The organism is Pelobacter propionicus DSM 2379 (assembly GCF_000015045.1).
Taxonomy (GTDB): Bacteria; Desulfobacterota; Desulfuromonadia; order Geobacterales; family Pseudopelobacteraceae; genus Pseudopelobacter; species Pseudopelobacter propionicus.
Genome location: NC_008609.1, coordinates 2240533 through 2258253, shown reverse-complemented (window position 1 = coordinate 2258253; position 17721 = coordinate 2240533). Strand labels below are relative to the sequence as shown.

At 61.4% G+C, this 17721-nt stretch carries 17 protein-coding genes; 10 read left to right on the top strand and 7 right to left on the bottom strand.

Going from position 1 to position 17721, the window contains the following annotated elements; genetic code table 11:
- Positions 1 to 147: 147 nt before the first annotated feature.
- Entirely contained in the window at positions 148 to 780 is a 633-nt protein-coding gene (locus PPRO_RS10420; RefSeq protein ID WP_011735973.1) for a lytic transglycosylase domain-containing protein, read from the bottom strand.
- Between the two features lie 265 nt (positions 781 to 1045).
- Here PPRO_RS10420 and rfbB point away from each other — a divergent pair, with 265 nt between their 5' ends.
- The 8 genes from rfbB (at position 1046) to PPRO_RS10380 (ending at position 7962) form a co-directional block, all read left to right on the top strand.
- The gene (rfbB, locus tag PPRO_RS10415) at positions 1046 to 2116 is read left to right on the top strand and encodes a dTDP-glucose 4,6-dehydratase (RefSeq protein WP_011735972.1); all 1071 of its coding nucleotides are present in this window, start codon (positions 1046 to 1048) and stop codon (positions 2114 to 2116) included.
- Positions 2113 to 2955, top strand: coding sequence for a dTDP-4-dehydrorhamnose reductase (gene rfbD, locus PPRO_RS10410; protein ID WP_011735971.1), 843 nt, complete (start codon positions 2113 to 2115; stop codon positions 2953 to 2955). Before rfbB ends, rfbD begins: the two co-directional genes overlap by 4 nt.
- A 3-nt stretch (positions 2956 to 2958) precedes the next feature.
- Positions 2959 to 3318, top strand: coding sequence for a phosphomannose isomerase type II C-terminal cupin domain (locus tag PPRO_RS10405; protein WP_011735970.1), 360 nt, complete (start codon positions 2959 to 2961; stop codon positions 3316 to 3318).
- Entirely contained in the window at positions 3308 to 3862 is a 555-nt protein-coding gene (locus tag PPRO_RS10400) for a hypothetical protein (RefSeq protein ID WP_041532258.1), read from the top strand. The genes PPRO_RS10405 and PPRO_RS10400 overlap by 11 nt, the downstream gene beginning before the upstream one ends.
- 10 nt (positions 3863 to 3872) lie before the next feature.
- Positions 3873 to 4949 (top strand): mannose-1-phosphate guanylyltransferase, encoded by a 1077-nt coding sequence (locus PPRO_RS10395; protein WP_011735968.1) that lies wholly within the window; start codon positions 3873 to 3875, stop codon positions 4947 to 4949.
- 190 nt (positions 4950 to 5139) lie between these two features.
- Positions 5140 to 6315, top strand: coding sequence for an 8-amino-7-oxononanoate synthase (gene bioF / locus PPRO_RS10390; RefSeq protein ID WP_011735967.1), 1176 nt, complete (start codon positions 5140 to 5142; stop codon positions 6313 to 6315).
- On the top strand, positions 6315 to 7142 hold the full coding sequence (locus tag PPRO_RS10385) for an alpha/beta fold hydrolase (protein ID WP_011735966.1): 828 nt from the start codon (positions 6315 to 6317) through the stop codon (positions 7140 to 7142). Before bioF ends, PPRO_RS10385 begins: the two co-directional genes overlap by 1 nt.
- Positions 7126 to 7962 carry a methyltransferase domain-containing protein gene (locus PPRO_RS10380; RefSeq protein WP_011735965.1) on the top strand — a complete coding sequence of 279 codons (837 nt, stop codon included), beginning with the start codon at positions 7126 to 7128 and terminating at the stop codon, positions 7960 to 7962. The genes PPRO_RS10385 and PPRO_RS10380 overlap by 17 nt, the downstream gene beginning before the upstream one ends.
- Positions 7963 to 7971: 9 nt before the next feature.
- On the opposite strand, the gene nikR is transcribed toward PPRO_RS10380, so the two are convergent.
- Positions 7972 to 8391, bottom strand: coding sequence for a nickel-responsive transcriptional regulator NikR (gene nikR, locus PPRO_RS10375; protein ID WP_011735964.1), 420 nt, complete (start codon positions 8389 to 8391; stop codon positions 7972 to 7974).
- A gap of 277 nt (positions 8392 to 8668) precedes the next feature.
- On the opposite strand from nikR, the gene PPRO_RS19530 reads away from it, so the two are divergent.
- Entirely contained in the window at positions 8669 to 11077 is a 2409-nt protein-coding gene (locus PPRO_RS19530) for a PocR ligand-binding domain-containing protein (protein ID WP_011735963.1), read from the top strand.
- Between the two features lie 34 nt (positions 11078 to 11111).
- On the opposite strand, the gene PPRO_RS10365 is transcribed toward PPRO_RS19530, so the two are convergent.
- The 3 genes from PPRO_RS10365 to PPRO_RS10355 form a co-directional block, all read right to left on the bottom strand.
- Entirely contained in the window at positions 11112 to 11642 is a 531-nt protein-coding gene (locus tag PPRO_RS10365; protein WP_011735962.1) for an FmdE family protein, read from the bottom strand.
- Positions 11643 to 11957: 315 nt separating this feature from the next.
- A complete protein-coding gene (locus PPRO_RS10360) occupies positions 11958 to 12281 on the bottom strand; it encodes a hypothetical protein (RefSeq protein WP_011735961.1) in 324 nt (107 codons plus the stop codon).
- Positions 12282 to 12651: 370 nt separating this feature from the next.
- Positions 12652 to 13425 carry a CARDB domain-containing protein gene (locus PPRO_RS10355; RefSeq protein ID WP_041532257.1) on the bottom strand — a complete coding sequence of 258 codons (774 nt, stop codon included), beginning with the start codon at positions 13423 to 13425 and terminating at the stop codon, positions 12652 to 12654.
- Positions 13426 to 13656: 231 nt separating this feature from the next.
- Between PPRO_RS10355 and PPRO_RS10345 the strand changes: the two genes are divergently transcribed.
- Positions 13657 to 14658 carry an omptin family outer membrane protease gene (locus PPRO_RS10345; RefSeq protein WP_011735959.1) on the top strand — a complete coding sequence of 334 codons (1002 nt, stop codon included), beginning with the start codon at positions 13657 to 13659 and terminating at the stop codon, positions 14656 to 14658.
- Positions 14659 to 14733: 75 nt separating this feature from the next.
- On the opposite strand, the gene PPRO_RS10340 is transcribed toward PPRO_RS10345, so the two are convergent.
- Together PPRO_RS10340 and PPRO_RS10335 are read right to left on the bottom strand one after the other, a co-directional pair.
- Positions 14734 to 16587 carry a VWA domain-containing protein gene (locus tag PPRO_RS10340; protein ID WP_011735958.1) on the bottom strand — a complete coding sequence of 618 codons (1854 nt, stop codon included), beginning with the start codon at positions 16585 to 16587 and terminating at the stop codon, positions 14734 to 14736.
- Positions 16584 to 17597 carry an ATP-binding protein gene (locus PPRO_RS10335; protein WP_011735957.1) on the bottom strand — a complete coding sequence of 338 codons (1014 nt, stop codon included), beginning with the start codon at positions 17595 to 17597 and terminating at the stop codon, positions 16584 to 16586. The genes PPRO_RS10340 and PPRO_RS10335 overlap by 4 nt, the downstream gene beginning before the upstream one ends.
- Positions 17598 to 17721 lie beyond the last annotated feature (124 nt).

Here is a 17721-nt window from a genome sequence, read left to right as displayed (position 1 = left end):
AGAAAAACATAACGGAAGACAGACTGTAACAAACTGAAAGCAACCTCATCAATCCCGTTACTGTTTCAACGTTTTTTTTCTTGTTGCCTTCTTTGCGCCTTGGCGGCTTTGCGTGAGACTGACCTTATTGCGTGAGCAGATGGGGTTTCACGAACCGGGTGAAGATTCGCCTGGCAAAGGCGGCGGCTGACGCGTCTGCCGGGGGGAGAGGCGCACGTAGGGGACGAACGTGATCACCTTTTTCTTCCGGGTAGCCTTTCCCAGGCGGGCCGACTCCACCAGCTCGTCGATGTCTCCCAGCACCGCCACCTGCACATCCCTGTCCATCGGTTGCGGTTCCTGGCCGCGCTCCAGCCGTTTCAGCTGGATGAAGACCCTCTTGGCGTACTCCTCGCTCAGTCCCGGCGTCCTGCTGTGGTAGCAGCCCAGCGCCTTCCAGTTGTAGCCGTAGTCGTTGATGCACATGGCCAGGATCCAGGCGCCGGTCTTGGTGTTGTAGCAGGCGTCTCCCAGGAGTTTCCAGCGTTCCTCCCCCATCAGCGGCTTCCAGATGCTGTTGATCTGCATCAGCCCCACATCGAAGGTGCCGTTTTTGTTCCGGTTGAGTGCGCTGGGATTCGTGCTGGATTCCACGTTGGCTATGGAACGCAGCACCAGGGGATTGATGCCGTACATATGGCCGGCTTCCTGAAAGCAGAAGGCGCGAGCATGGCCGGCGGGCAAAGCCAGCAGCACTGCAACCAGCAGGCAAAAGAGCGGTCTCAAGGCGTTGTTAGGCATGTCCAGGTTCCCAAGGGTAACAGAGTGATGTTTTCAGCGCTTCCGGCTCCGGTTGCAACGTCTGGCCTGATGGGCGAAAACGCTCCGATGGTAGAACGAAGAGGCGCCGACGTCAACATGCAACGCAATTCTCCGTTTCAGGTGGCGGATCCGCCAGCATGGACGCGAGATGCCCTGCTTTCCGCTTCTTGAAGGTAAATGAGTTCACATCGTTGGCGAAAATATGCTAGAAAGAAGTGCTTGCTCCACCCAGAAAGGAACTGCCATGCCATGTACTCCCCGTTCGCTTCTTGTGACCGGCGGCGCCGGCTTTATCGGATCAAATTTCATTCATTCATTTCTCGCCAACAACTCCGACTGCCGGGTGACCAACCTGGATAGCCTGACCTATGCCGGGAATCTGGCCAACCTGAAGAGTCTGGAGCATCACCCCGGCTACCATTTCGTCAGGGGCGACATCGGCGACAGCGTACTGGTGGCCAATATCCTGGCGGTTCAGAAGATAGACGCGGTGGTGCATTTCGCCGCCGAATCCCACGTGGACCGCTCCATCAGCGGCCCGGAGATCTTCGTACGCACCAATGTGCTGGGAACCCAGGTGCTGCTGGAGGAGAGCCGCAAGCACTGGAACGCGGGGGAGGTCGGTGATTTCCGCTTCCTGCAGATTTCCACCGACGAGGTCTACGGCTCCCTGGGGGAGAGCGGCTTCTTCACCGAAGAGACCCCCCTGGCGCCTAATTCACCCTATTCGGCCAGCAAGGCCGGTGCTGACCTGCTGGTGCGCGCCTACCACGAAACCTTTGGGCTTCCGACCCTGAACACGCGCTGCTCCAATAACTACGGCCCGTTCCACTTTCCCGAGAAGCTGATCCCGCTTCTGATCCACAACATCATCGAGCGCAGGCCGTTGCCGGTGTACGGTGATGGCAGAAACGTGCGCGACTGGCTGCACGTCAGCGATCATGCCCGGGCAGTGGAGGTGGTGCTGAAGGGGGCAGAGCCCGGTGCGGTCTACAACATCGGCGGCAACAACGAGTGGTTCAACATCGCTATCGTCAACCTGGTGTGCGACCTGATGGACCAGCGGCTGGGGAGGGGTTCCGGCGAGAGCCGGGGGTTGATCAGCTATGTCAAGGACCGCCCCGGCCATGACCGGCGCTATGCCATCGACGCCTCCAGATTGAAGCGCGACCTGGGGTGGGAACCGGCCTATACCTTTGAACGGGGCATCGCCGAGACCGTCGACTGGTACCTGGCCAATCAGGAGTGGGTGGCCCAGGTCACCTCCGGCTCCTATCGCGACTACTACGCCAAACAGTACGGAGGCGCGCAATGATTCTTGTCATTGGATGCAACGGCATGCTGGGCAGCGACCTGATGACGCTGCTGGAGGGGAGGGGGCGTGGCGTGGATGTCCGGGATCTGGATATCACCTCTCTGGAATCCACCGAACGGTTGCTGACCTCTCTGAAACCTTCCGTGGTGATCAACTGTGCCGCCTATACGGATGTGGACGGCTGCGAGAGCAACCGGGAGACCGCCATGCTGGTCAACGCAGAGGGTGTTGCCAACCTGGCCAGGGTGACCCGCGGCATCGGGGCCAGGCTGGTGCAGATCAGCACCGACTATGTCTTCGACGGCGCCAAGGGAAGCCCGTACCTGGAGGACGACCAGACCGCTCCCTTAAGCGTGTATGGCCAGTCCAAGCTGCTGGGGGAGAGAAACGCCGCCACCAACCCGGATCACCTGATCGTGCGCACCCAGTGGCTCTATGGCCTGCAGGGAAATAACTTCGTCGAAACCATGCTGCGTCTAGGAACGGAGAGGGAGTGCCTGACGGTGGTGGACGACCAGATCGGCTCTCCCACCTGGACTGTGGACCTCTCCCGTGCCATCCTGGCGCTTCTGGCCAGGGGCTGCCGCGGCACCTATCACGCCGCCAACGCCGGCTTTTGCTCCTGGAACGAGTTTGCCCGCGCCATCTTCCGGGAGGCCGGTCTGGGAGTGAGGGTCGAGCCCATGACCACGGAGCAGCTGAACCGTCCGGCCAAGCGGCCGCTCTATTCCACGCTGGATTGCTCCAAACTGGAGCGGGACACCGGTTTCCGTCTCCAGTCCTGGGGTGATGCGCTGACCGACTACATGAAACTGAGAACACATTCCAACAGGGGGTGAAACATGGAACGGGGAGAACGCCCCTGGGGCTCGTATTCCGTGCTGGATGAGAATAACGGCTACAAGATCAAACGCATCGAGGTTGCGCCGGGGGAACGGCTGTCGTTGCAGAAGCACCACCATCGCAGCGAGCACTGGATCGTAGTGTCGGGCAGCGCCAGGGTCACCTGCGCTGAACGGGAGTTCTACGTCAACATCAACGAATCCACCTTTATCCCCATCGGCGAGAAGCACCGCCTGGAGAACCCGGGCAAGATCCCGCTGGTGATCATCGAAGTACAGAGCGGTGAATACCTGGGGGAGGACGATATCGTCCGCTTCGATGACGACTACGATCGCTGCAAGCAGCCTGATGAGCGTTGACGTCGGCCGGAGCATCGCCGGGAGACCGGCGCCGATCGGGCGCTGGTGCTGGCTCTTCATGCTCTGTAGTGTCGCGCTGCTCATGACCGCATGCGCCGCAACGTCAAATGTGGTAACCGACGAGGAGATCGTCACCAACCAGAAGCCGATGGCGACCTACACATCCCTGCTTTTGCGCGATTTCGAGTTGAAGCGCGAACTCTACGATGACGGCGACGAACGCATGGGTGAACGGGAACAGCGTTACGAACGGATTCCTGCCCAGCTGACCGAACAGATCCAGCGCTATGTCAAGGCGCGGCGCGTGTATGAAAGCGTGTCGCGCACTACGGAGCTCACGCCCAAAACCCTGATCCTGCAGGGGAAGTTTATCAGGATGGGGCGCTTCCGCATCACCATCGAGGCGCTTCTTCTGGACGGGGCCTCGGGCCAGGAGGTGGCCTATTTCCGCCAGACCCTCTGGGATGTGCTTGACACCAGCGAAGCCGTAGGCCGCCTGGGTCGCGAAGTGGCCAATTTCCTCGACCGTATCCAGTACAAATAGGGGGGACAACGTGTATATCGTCATACTTGCCGGCGGTTCCGGAACCAGGTTCTGGCCACTGTCGCGGACCTCGCGACCCAAACAGCTCATCTCCATCTGCGGAGACCGGACCATGCTCCAGCGCACCGTGGAGCGGGTCCTGCCGCTCAAGCCGAAGCGGATCATGATCGTCACCAACGTGCTCCAGGCCGAGGAGACCAGGCATCAGGTCTCTGGCTACCACGGCGTTCCCATCGACGTGGTGGCCGAACCGGTTGCCCGCAACACCGCACCGGCCATAGGACTGGCCGCCACCATCATCGCCGCCCATGATCCGAGGGGAGTGATGGTGGTGCTGCCGGCCGACCACTTCATCAGGGATGAGGATGCCCTGCGGACTACACTCGTTGCCGCCGGCCACACGGCCAGGAACGGCTATCTGGTGACCCTGGGAATCGTGCCCTCCCGCCCTGAGACCGGCTACGGCTACATCGAGGCCGACACTGAGCTGCGCGGCCAGGGACCCTTTCCGGTGCGGCGCTTCGTGGAAAAGCCGCCCCTGGAGGACGCCCTGCGCTACCTGGATGAGGGCAGCTATTTCTGGAACAGCGGCATGTTCATCTGGCGCTGCGACACGATCCTGGAGGAGATCGCCACGCATATGCCCGACCTCTCCTCCCTGCTTACGGAGATCAGCTTCACTGGCGACGTGTGGGAACTGTCCGACCTGCAGAGCCAGATCGGGGAGCTCTTCCCCAGGGCCGCCAGCATCTCCATCGATTACGGCATCATGGAGCGCTCGGACCGGGTGCAGGTTCTACCGGTGGAGATGGGCTGGAGCGACGTGGGGAGTTGGAGCGCCCTGCCTGAGGTGATCGAACCGGATGGGGACGGCACGGTCAGCGTCAACACCGCCGGACACATCGCCATCGACTCCAGGGATTGCCTGATCTACGGCGACGGTCGTTTGGTCGCCACCGTCGGGGTCAGCAACCTGATCGTCGTCTCCACCCCCGATGCCTTGCTGGTCTGCCACCGGGAGCGGGCCCAGGAGGTGAAGAAGGTGGTGGCGGAACTCTCCGCCAGGGGGATGGAGACGCTCCTGTAGCCAGCCCTTTGTCTGTGCGCCCCGTACCGACCGCTGACGCGGAAGGTGTCCGGGGCGCTGATCAGAAAAACCGGAAATGCTGGTTGAGGGCCGCCTGATTGCGGCCAGCGCTGTCGGATTTTGTTGACGGCGTTTTTATTTGCCGCTATTGTCAACTTTCTTTTTAGTGATGGTTGACCAGGGAGGGGGCATGGGTCGTACAGTACAGGATGAGTTGGAGCAGATCCGCGCTAAGGGGCTGTTCCGCTCCACGCGCCTGATCCAGGGACGGCAGTCTGCGCGGGTGACCATGGAGGGGCGCCAGCTGCTCTTGCTCTGCTCCAACAACTATCTGGGATTGGCCGAGCACCCGGCCCTCATCGCGGCCTCCATGGCAGCCGCCGAACAGTTCGGCAGTTCCAGCGGCGCCTCGCGCCTGGTTTCCGGCAGCATGGAGCCGCACGAGGCCCTGGAAACGGCGGTGGCGGCATTCAAGCGCACCGAGAGCGCCCTGGCCTTCAACAGCGGCTATGCCGCCAACACCGGTATCATCCAGGCCCTGGTGGGCAGGGGGGACGTGATCTTCTGCGACCGCCTCAACCATGCCAGCATCATCGACGGCGCCCTGCTCTCCGGCGCCCGGTTGGTGCGCTATCCCCACAACGATGCCGTTGCCCTGGCCGGGCTGATGGAAAAGCAGCGCGGCACGGGGCGCTGCCTGATCGTCAGCGACGGCGTCTTCAGCATGGACGGCGACCTGGCGCCGCTGGCGGAGCTTGCGGAACTCCGTCGGCGCCACGATGCCTTGCTGATGGTGGACGATGCCCACGGCTGCGGCGTGCTGGGCGAACAGGGGAGGGGAAGCGCTGAACTGCTGGGGGTTCTCTCCCATATCGATATCCACGTGGGGACCTTCGGCAAGGCGTTGGGGAGCTTTGGCGCCTATGCCGCCCTCTCCCGGGAACTGCGCGATCTCCTTGTCAACCGCGCCCGCAGCTTCATCTTCTCCACCTCCCTGCCGCCGGCGGTGCTGGCGGTTTCCACGGCAGCCCTGGAACTGGTTCAGGCGGCCGAGGGGGACGAACTGAGGAAGCGGCTCCGCGACAACACATCCCTGTTCCGGGGGCTGCTGCGGGATGCCGGTTTTTTCCTGGGGGAGGGAAACACCCAGATCGTGCCGATCCTCACCGGCGGCGCCGAAGAGACCATGGACTTCTCCCGGCAACTGCTGGAGGAGGGAATGTTCGTCCAGGGGATACGCCCCCCCACCGTGCCTGCCGGCGCCTGCCGGTTGCGCTGCACGGTCATGGCAACCCATTCGCCCCAGGACCTGACCTGGGCCGCGGAACGGATCACCCATATCGGCAGGCGTCTGGGAGTGGTTTGATGCCTTGGCTCAGGCTCGGGAGCGGACGGCGCCTCTGGTACGAGGATCAGGGGGAGGGGATTCCGCTGGTGCTGCTGCACGGCTGGTGCATGTCGTCGCAGGTGTGGCGCTTCCAGCTGGAGACCCTTCAGCGTGATTTTCGCCTGATCGCGCCCGACCTGGCCGGCCATGGGCGATCCGACCTCTCCCCCGACGGCTTCACTCTTTCCGCCCTGTGCGCTGATCTGGATGAGCTGTTCCGACATCTGGATCTCAGGAGCGCGCTCCTGGCGGGGTGGTCCCTGGGGGCGCAGCTGGCCCTGCAGGCCTGGGGAACGCTGCGGGAGCGCTTGTCCGGGCTGGTGCTGGTTTCCGGTACCCCCCGTTTCATTGCGGACGACGACTTCCCCCATGCCCTGGAGGCCAGGGAACTGCGCGGCATGCAGGCCAGGATGCGCCGCAACCCCTTAATCACGCTGCGGGATTTTGTCTCGCGCATGTTCGCCGAGGCCGAGCGCGATGTCTGCTTCCCTGACGGACGTATCCAGCGAATGCTGGCTTCGATCCCGCTGCCGGAGGGGGAGGTGGCGCTGCAGGGGCTCAGGCTTCTCGGGGAGACCGACCTGCGCTCCCTGCTCCCGGCCGTGGATCTGCCGACACTGATCATGGGCGGGGACCGGGACGCCATCTGCCTGCCCCTGGCTTCAGACTACATGGCGCGCAGGATTCCGGAATGCCGGCAGGTCGTTTTCGCCGGCTGCGGACATGCGCCCTTCTTGACCCGCTGCACTGAATTCAACGATGCAATCACGCGTTTCAGCAGGAGGATTTTTGAACAGGGTAGATGACAGAACGAGGATCGGCAGGGGATTCCACCGCCAGGCCGGCGAGTATGACCGACATGCGGTGGTGCAGAAGCGGGTGGTGACCAACCTGACTCGTCTGGTGCAGTCGCACTGCGACGCGGCGCCGGGAAGCGCGCTGGATATCGGCTGCGGCACCGGGGCCATGCTCTCCGCACTCGCCGGGCTCTATCCCACTGCCCGGCTCTGCGGTCTCGACCTGGCCTTCAACATGGCGCTGCGCTCGGCCCAGCGTCTCGGCCCCGCTGCCATGCTGGTCAATGGCGATGCCGAATCCCTCCCCTTCGGGAGCGCATGCTTCGATCTGGTGGTCTCCGCCTCCACGCTGCAGTGGGTTCAGCGGCTTGACAGTTGCTTCCGGGAATGTCAGCGTGTGCTGGCGCCGGGCGGACTGCTCTGCGCGGCCTTCTTCGGAGGGAAAACATTGTGGGAGCTGCAGGAGAGCTACCGGGAGGCCCTGGCGGATCGCTTTTCCCGCGACGACTGCCGTGGAGGGCGCTTGCAGCGCTTCCGCAGTGCCACGGATGTGCGTCAGGCCCTGGAGGGGCTGGGTTTCGACCAGGTGATGGTGGCGACCGAGATCGAGATGGAGTATCATCCCGATGTCCCCGCTCTCTTGCGCTCCATCAAGGGGATCGGCGCAACCACTCCCGCACGCACAGGTACCGGTGGCGGGCTGGGATGGCGGGGGTTGTTGACCGCCATGGCCGATACCTACCGTTCCCGTTTCCAGAGGGACGGCATGATCCCGGCCACCTATGAGGTGATGTACATCGTCGCCCGCAAGAGCGACGATATCCCCTGAACGGAGCCGTCAGTGCAGGTCATGGCCGGTGGCGGTCATGACCAGCTTGCCATGCTTGACCCCCTTGACGCCGATCAGCTCGTCGGCGATCTTCTTGATCTCCCGCGCCTTTCCCCGCACCACCAACACTTCCAGGCAGTTGTGGGCATCCAGATGCACATGCAGCGCCGAGATGATCTGGTGGTGATAGGCGTGCTGGTGCTCGGTCAGCTTGTCGGACAGGTCGCGCACGTGGTGGTTGAACACCAGGGTCACGGTGCCGACCATCTCCTCCTCCCCGTTTTCCCACTTCACATCGATCAGCGAGGCTCGGATAAGATCCCGCAGCGCCTCTGAGCGGTTGGCATACCCCTTGTGCTCAATCAGTTGGTCAAAGCTTTCCAGTAGTTTATCGTCAATGGAAATTCCGAAGCGAATGGTCTCGCCCATGATACCTCCCCGAATCAATTGAATTCATCTACCGCCATATATATGTCAAAGCGTGCCTGCGTTCAAGTGTTTCAGCTGTTGTCTGTCCAGGCTAACTTCCGTCCAGCACCCGGCGGTGAATGCTTTGTTCTGGCTCGAGCAGGGATTTGAGGGCATATCCTTCTGACGAATCGGGTTGTACTACGAGAGAGAGTCTTGCTTTGGCCGTAGCCGCGGGGTAGAGTGTGCACTCTGTTTCTGGCTTGTTTCCAGCACACTTTTTGCGGTGGAGATACGGATGACCTATACGATTAGCGAACTCATCGATATCGATGAACTCCGGTCGCTGTGTGAACTATTCACGCGCATGACCGGCTTCGTAACCGCCATTCTCGACATGGAGGGGAATATCCTCATTGCCACCGGCTGGCAGGATATCTGCACCCGCTTTCACCGCGCCACCCCCGCTTCCGCCGCCCGCTGCCGGGAGAGTGACGTCTATCTGGCCGGGAAGTTGCTACAGGGGGAAACCTACACCCTGTATGCGTGCAGAAACGGTCTGGTGGATGTGGCGGTACCCATCGTGGTGGCGGGGATGCAGGTGGGCAAGCTGTACTCGGGGCAGTTCCTGTTTGCGCCGCCCGATACGGATTTTTTCCGGCGCCAGGGGGCTGAATTCGGTTTCGACGAGGCTTCCTATCTGGAGGCGCTGGCCAGGGTTCCGGTTGTCAGCGAGGAGCGGGTGCGCCTGGTCATGGAGTTTCTCTGCCGTCTGGCCGAGATGATCGGCAGGATGGGGCTGGCCAGCAAAAATGCCCGCCAGGCCAGTCTGGTGGTGGAAAATAGCCCGGTGACGCTCTTTCGCTGGAAGGCGGCCGCGGGATGGCCGGTGGAGTTCGTTTCTGAGAATGTGGTCCAGTTCGGGTATGCGCCGGAAGAACTCCTGTCCGGGAATGTTTCCTTTGCCAGTCTGATCCACCCCGCCGACCTGGAGCGGGTGGTGGCCGAGGTGGGCGGGAACGGCGAGGATGTTTCCGATACGCTTTCCCAGGAGTACCGTCTCGTCACCAAAAGCGGTGAGGTGCGCTGGGTTGATGACCGCACCACGGTGGAGCGTGACGGAGAGGGGAGGATCACCCATTACCAGGGTATCGCCATGGATATCACCGAACGGAGGCATGCCGCCGATGAACTTGCCATGGAAAAGGAACGCCTGGCAGTGACGTTGCGTTCCATCGGTGACGGGGTGATCACCGCCGATATGGAGGGTAGGGTGATCCTGCTCAACAAGGTGGCCGAGGAACTGACCGGCTGGAAGCAGGAAGAGGCGCGGGGAAAGGCGTTTGATGAGGTCTTCCGCATCATCGATGAGAGAACGCGCCAGCAGCGCTCCAGTCCGGTGGCCCATGTGCTGAAGAACGGTAGCGGTTCCGAGCTTGCCCACAACACCGTACTGGTGGCCAGGGACGGCCGGGAGCGGTTGATCGCCGACAGCGTGGCGCCGATCCGGGACCGGGAGAGTCGGTTGGTGGGGGTGGTGCTGGTGTTCCGCGACATCACCGAAAAGAAGAGGATCGAGCAGGAGCTGTTCAATGCCCACCGGCTGGAATCCATCGGCGTCCTGGCCGGCGGCATCGCCCACGACTTCAACAACCTGCTGACCGCCATCCTGGGAAATATCTCTCTGGCCAAGATGCTCGTCTCCGAGGGGGACAGGATGTTCAGGAACCTGGATGAAGCGGAGAAGGCCTCCCTGCGGGCCAAGGGGCTGACCCAGCAGCTTTTGACCTTCTCCCGCGGCGGCGCGCCGGTGCGCAGGACCCTGTCTCTGGCCGCCATCATCAGGGAATCGGCGGCCTTCACCCTGTCCGGTTCCGGAACAACCTGCCGTTTTATTCTGCCCGAAGATCTCTGGCCGGTGGAGGCGGACGAAGGGCAGATCAGTCAGGTGATCAACAATCTGGTGCTTAACGCCGATCAGGCCATGCCAGGCGGGGGGGAGGTCGAGATCAGCTGCGCCAATGTGGTCATTGACGCGAAATCGCAACTTCCGTTGCCGGCCGGCGCCCATGTGCGCATCGCGGTCAGCGACCGGGGCCAGGGCATCCCCCAGGAAGCCATTACCCGTATCTTCGACCCCTACTTCACCACCAAGCGGAACGGCACAGGACTCGGCCTGGCAACGGTCTATTCCATCATCAGGAACCATGACGGCCACATAGCCGCGACCTCACGCCAGGGTGGAGGCTCAACCTTCACCATCCATCTTCCCGCCCTGGTGGAGGGGGAGGTGCCGGTGGCGCCCGAGGAGACGGTGGTAGATTCGGGAAGGGGGACGGTGCTGGTCATGGATGACGAGGAGAGTATCCGGGAGATCGCCGGAGAGATGCTCTCCTATCTGGGATACGACGCGACCGTTGCCTGTGACGGCGCCGAAGCGGTGGAGCTGTACCGCCAGGCGCGGGAAAGGGGGCAGCCATTTAGCGTCGTGCTCATGGATCTCACCATTCCGGGCGGCATGGGGGGGAGGGAGGCCATCACCCGTCTGCGCCAGATGGACGAATCGGTGCTGGCGGTGGTCTCCAGCGGCTACTCCACCGATCCGATCATGGCCGACTACCGTGCCTATGGCTTTAGCGGCGTGATCATCAAGCCGTACCGGGTGGCGGAGCTGAAAAGCGTGCTGGATCAACTTCTGGCCAGCTGAGCTCCATGCCCTCAGGCCGCGGCCGATTTCGGTTTCACCATCCCCGTGTGTAGCCCTCACAGCAGTCAAGGCAGAGCCTGCGCCCCTCCTTAAGCCGGATCATCGGCTCGGCTGTGGTCTCGCCGCACTGCTCGCAGATCACCCCCGGAAACAGGCGCGCCGTTTCCGGCAGGGCAAAGGGGGGCTCCTTGACGTCGAAGAGCTCATCCGGGTCTATCTCCAGAAGCGCCCGCTGATAGGCGGGGCGCTCCATATCCCCCCGCGAGACCGAACTCTTGAGGACGAAACGCGCCCCCTGGCCGGTGTCCCGCCGGAAGAAGGTGAAGGCCATCTTGCCCCGGTTGCGGAAGATCAGGTTTCCCTTGCCCACGCTGCAGCCGGCGATGAACTGGATCCCGTCCACGCAGCAGGCGTCGTTCTCGGTGACGCAGACCACCTGCTCGTCCGCTGAAAATCCTATCCCCAGATGTTTCTGTGCCGCCTGGCAGACCTTGATGCCGATGGCAAGGCCGGGGCACTCATGGCCGTGAAAGGCGACGCACCTTTCCCATTCCGTCATATCCATGCTGTTCACTCCTGTTTTCGTGTCATCATGTTCCATCGCAGCCAGTTTCGGTATCCGTGTCAGGTTCTTCGCCGATGGCGGCAGCCGGCAAATGGTACGGGTTTTGGGTGAGTATTTCAACAGGGATCAGCGATGGTCTGGCCATCTTCCGCTATTCGCCATGACACTGGGGACTGTCAGGGCGCGCAGAGGGATGACGGCACCGTTTTTTCATAATTCGGCGCCTTCGCCGCACCGCAAAAAAGTATCCGTAGCACGGTATTGACAATGAAATCAAGCTGTTGAAGAATCAGACCAGGCTATAACCGATTTTGTTCATAACCGGAAAAGGAGAGCGCCATGGAAGGAAAGCATAGTCATACCCACGATCATCAGCATCCGCACCACCATACCCACGAGCATGCCCACAGCCATGGGGACCTGGTGCACGTTCATCCCCACGAGCATGACCATGTCCATCCCCACCACCACAGCCACGAGCATCCCCATGTCCATGGCGGGAAGACGGGCCATGACCACAGCCACGAGCATCCCCATGTCCATGGCGGGAAGACGGGCCATGACCACAGCCACGAAAGCCATCCCGACAGCGAGCATGGTCACGACCATCCCGGCCATGACCAGGAAGCGCACGACCATCAGCACTGACACCAGGCAAAGGCGGGGGCACGGAGCCCCCGCCTTTGCCTGGTGTTCTTTTAATTCTCTCCGTGGATTCAACTCCGAGTTCCCCGAAGGCAAAACAGGGTTAACCCGTACGGCGTGCGTGCCGGTTAACCAGGTTGACCGGGGGGCAGAAATGCCCCTTGATCAGTCTGGTCTTTTCCACAATTGCACTTGAAAAGCTGTGAACGGTGCGCCGCAACCTTTTGAAAAATCCACATTACTTTTGGATTGATTAAAAAAGAGTCAGGTCGGCTGTCAAGGTAAAAGAGATTATAAAGAGTCAATAGTTACGCTGTTATCGCTTCCCTGAATCGTTGCCGGAACAAGCGGACAGCATGTTCAACTAATCCAGTATGCGCACCTTTTCATCCAGCACGGTATTCGTGCCTTTCTTGATCACGCGCACCTTCAGCCTGGTTCCGGCAGGCACGTTGAACGAGGAGTAGTCGCCCCTGAGTTCGAACGTTGCATAGCCGGCAAGGGATGTATTGGCCCATTTGGTCATGCCGCTGCCGCCGTTCTCCAGGGGAAAGCCGGTTACTCCTATCTCCACACGTGCCGAGGATGTGTTCTTCACCTCAGCGACCCAAACTTTGGTCGACCTGTTCCAGGTTATGTCCCTGATGAACACCTGCGGCCCCTGAGCGACGGTGAACTTCCGTATGCGCTTGTTGTTGTCGTAGTTGGTCTCCGCCACCAGGTTTTGGGGATTCACCGTGGCGGTGATCTGGTAATTCCAGGCGCGCAGCGGTCCTGTTTGGGTGGTAAAGCACCAATCCTGATTGACTTTCAGGGGGGGGACGGTGATTGGTGGATAGAGTTTTCCCCCCACCTGCAGTTGCAGGGAAGAGGCGGGAGCGGTTACCGGACCGACGTTCTTGACGAAGGTCCAGACGGTGATTTGGTCGTTGGAGTTCGGTTTGCCCGGTGACATGTTTATGTTGGATACGATCAGGTCCGCTGCACCACCTGCCGGTGATGCCGAACTTTTCGCTACCGACAGGGGCTGCATCAGGTTAGCCCCTGTCTCCGCAATCGCCGAAAAGGGCAGAAGCAGCAGAACGACGAGGGATACGAGCAACGACAGATGGGGTGAGCGGCTGAAGCTTTGTTTCATAGGTCCTCCTGGTACATGGGTAGTGGGTAATGAGCCACATGTATAACATTCGTGCCCGGATCGGTCAAACGATGTTTCTCTTTTGGGTGGGGGTATGTCTCCTGATCGATCAGCCTCTGGAGAGTGCGGAATATAAATGAAAAACCGGGGACGGGAGACGGGGCGTGCAGCACTTTCCATCTCCCTGGGTGTTGTCGATGGACAGGCTCGCAGGAAATGTAGTAGTCGCCCATGATAAAAACTCCCGATAACGACCGACTGGGGATCTCCCTCGCTGCCCCTCTCCTTGTGCATAGCCTGTTCCTCCTGGCGGTTTTGGCCGCGTCACCCCTGTGTGCGGCAGAAAGCGATGGACTGACCTCCCTGACCCCGTACCTTTCCCTGGGTGCGAAGACGAAACGCCTCTTCAACAGTCACACTTCGTACGAATTCGGCAACCCTCTGCCCCCCCATCAGAAACCGTTCAGTCGTTTGGAGTTTCCCCTCGATTCCTGGTGGGGCGGGGCGGAGCTCAGGGCGAACTACCGCCGGTTGTCCATCGGCGTGGAAGCGCTCAGAAACCTTAACGGGGATGTGGATGGGATGATGAAGGACTCGGACTGGGATGATGATCTCAGGCCGGATGTGCGCACCATCTACAGCGAGTCGAAATGTCGCATGGAGCCCAGTTACATGGTCAGGGGGGACATGGACCTGGAGGTGGCGGACAGGATCGGTCTTCCCCTGTGGGTCAGCCTCCGCCCTCTGATCGGTTTTCGCTGGCAGAGTTTCCATCTCGTTACCCATGACGGGGTGCAGTACGAAGAGGGGGGCTCGATTGCCTTGCCGGGAGACGGGATCAGTTTCTGGCAGACCTACTGGCAGTATTTCATCGGTTTGCGCTCTGACATCGACCTGGGGCGGCTCTTGGATGTGGGTGGCCTGAACCTGCTCATGCAGCTGGATTGGGCCTATGTGGAGGGGGACAACAGCGACCACCATCTCCTCAGGACAGGAAAGCGCTACACCTACGAAAATACCCATGGGGATGCCTGGCACGCCTCCCTGGGACTGAGAAAGAGCCTCTATGACTCCCTGTCTCTGGCAGTGGAGGCGGAATATCTCAGGCTGAAAACCACCGGTTCACACCGGATTGTCAACGATGACATAGGTCTTGATTATACCTGGTCCCACGGGGTCAAGGTCTGGTCGCAACAGGCGAGCGTCTCCGTCTCGCTGGAGTACCGCTTCTAGTCGTCGCCTTTCCGGACCGTAGCACAGTGGTGGCCGGACGCGCGTTTCCACGCCCCAAAGATGTTTCTCCAGGCATTAGCCGGGCATCCTGGCCTGGACCATCCCGGCCAGGTACTCGGACTTAAGCGCCTCGATGGTGTAGTACTCCGCCTCCAGTTGGCGGGCCAGGTCCATTGCCAGATCGCTTCGCAGGAAATTGCCCTTATGCTCGGTATCGATGACGATGAAGTCGCACTGGGGCTCCTCCATCAGCAGGCCGGCCAGGTTGGATACCTCTTCCTTCCTAGTTTCCGGCGTCAGGTGCTGGTTGCCTCTCCCATCGGTGATCAGTACCACCAGGATGCGCTGTTCGGGGTGGTGCATAGAGGTGCGCCTGACCAGGCGGTGGGTTTTCAGCAGGCCGGACGCCAGGGGGGTCTTGCCCCCCACCGGCAACTCTGCCAGACGCCTGGCAGCCAACTCCACGCTGGCCGTGGGGGGCAGCACCAGTTCGGCCCGGTCCTTGCGAAAGACGATCATGGCCACCTTGTCCCGTTTCTGGTAACAGTCCAAGAGCAGCGACTGGACTGCGCCCTTGGTTTCCATCATCCGCTGCCGAGCCCCCATGGAACCGGATCCATCCACCACGAACAGCACCAGGTGCCCCATCCTGCGCTCCCGCTGACGGAAACGCAGGTCGTCCTGCTCGATCTTCAGCATCCCCTGGCGATTGCGCGCCTTCTGAAAGGGGGCGCAGGCACGCAGGGTGGCGTCGATGGCGATGTCGTGCTCGGTCGAGCTGAGCAGGCTCTTGACGTAGCGCCCGCCGCGCCCCTTGATGCGGGTCCTGGTGCGACGGCCGTTGGCCTGGCGTTTTCGGCGATCCTTGCGAAAACTGAGGCGGCGCAGCTTGAAAGGAGCCCCCACCCCCATGATCTCTTCCCGCTGGGCAGATTCGCCCATTGAGACGGTGGACTCATGCTCTCCCTCACCGGAGGGGTGCCGGTCGTTTTCATCCTGTCCGTTCTCCGGTGGAGGCGGCTGTTCGCCCTGGTCGTCGCGCTGTTCGTTGTTCTGCTGCTGGTCCTGGTCGTGCGGCTGCTCCGGCTCGGTGGAGTTCTGCTCCTCTTCACGGAGTTGCAGGCGACGGTGGCTGAAGACCAGGTTGGCGACCCGGTCGATGTGCTCCTTTTCCACATCGGCTGCGCCCTGCAATGCGGCACAGGCTCGGGCCGCATGGTAGAGAAACAGGTCGCCCCGGTGGCCGGGGCTGATGTTCCGTTGCACGACCTGTTGAAGATGCTCCAGGGCCTGGGCTGAAAACCTGACCTCCGGCAGCAGACCCCGGGCGACACTGATAAGGTCCATGGCTTCCCGGTCATGCTCGACGGTAAAAAAGGGAGTCTCTTTGGCCAGGCGCATGATGGCCAGACGCTCATCGCGGCCGTTCTGCTCCTCCATGACGGCGCAGAGGCCGATGCGGTCGGCCAGGTGCGGCGACAGGTCTCCCTCTTCAGGGTTCATGGTGGCCAGGATGACAAAGCTGCTCTCTCTCTGTTCGGTCAGACCCTCCCGCTGGATGATCTCCATACCCCGTGACTGGGGTTCCATCAAGAGCGCCAGCAGTTCCCGGGAGAGCAGGTTGATGTCGTCCACAAAGACAACGCCACCATTCGCCCGCGAGATGATGCCCGGTTGTAGGACAGGTCGGCCGCTGGCCAGGGTCTGTTCCAGGTCGATGCCCCCCAAAAGCGACTCTTCGGTGACATTCAGCGGCAGCTCGACGAAGGGGAGGTGGGCCGGGATGATGCCCCGTGCCAGGCGGGCCAGGGTGGATTTGCCGCTCCCCCTGCCTCCCACCAGCAAAAGCCCGCCGCAGCGCGGATCGACGGCGTTCAGCAGCAGCCCCAGCCCGGCATCCTCCTGGCCGATGAACTGGCTGAATTTCACGGCAGGCTCTCTTCCAGAACTCTTTCCAGCCTGCCCCGTTCACTCCCCAATTCCTCGAAGGGGAGCCGTTTCTGTCGGTGGGGCAGGGCCAGCAGTGCCCCATCACGGATCTCCGCGCTCCCCACGTCCGGGAGTCCGCGGTAGGCTGCCAGGGCACGGGCGCTCTTCATGATCACGATGTCGGCCCGGTGGCCGTCCAGTTGCAGGGCCGAGGTGATGGTGACGATCTTTTCCAGGGCGCTGTCGGTCAACTCAACACTGTTCAGACGTTCGCGGGCATCGACGATGCGCTGTGCCAGTTCCTCCTGCTGTTCCCGCCATTGGACGCCAAAGGCTGTGGCGTCACTGTCGAAGGCTGCCTTGCGGCGCAGGATATCCATGCGCTGCTCCTTTCCGTGCAGACCGCTCACCTGTACGCAGAGCCCGAATCGGTCAAGCAGCTGGGGTCGCAGATCACCTTCTTCAGGGTTCATGGTTCCCACCAGGATGAAACGGGCAGGGTGGCTGAAGGAGATCCCCTCCCGCTCCACGCTGTTGACCCCCATGGCGGCCGAGTCCAGCAGCAGGTCGATGATGTGGTCCTCCAGCAGGTTGACCTCGTCCACGTAGAGGAAGTTGCGGTTGGCATCGGCCAAAAGCCCCGGCTCGAAACGCTTCTCCCCCTGTTTGATGGCGTGTTCGATGTCCAGGGTGCCGATCAGGCGGTCCTCGGTGATCCCCAGGGGAAGTTCCACCACCCGCATCTTCCTTTGCCCCAGCGTAAGCGGAGCTTCTTTTTTTCGCTCTTGGCAGAAACTGCACAGCTCAGCGTCCGGCTGGCAGTGAAAGCGGCACTCCCGCACAACCGTCAGCTGGGGAAGCAGTTCCGCCAGGGCGCGCACGGCGGTGCTCTTGGCGGTTCCCTTTTCCCCCATCACCAGTAGCCCGCCGACGCCCGGATCGATCACGTTCAGGATCAGGGCCGTCTTCAGTTGTTCCTGGCCGACAATGGCCGTAAATGGAAAATGCATATACATACCTCGATTGGATTTACGTAGATGTTTTTGAGTAGGACGCGTATGAGGCGGATGCCACGGGAATTGAAAGCCAAAGACAATGGAACGCAGAAAATGCGGGATAAGCGGATAAAGACAG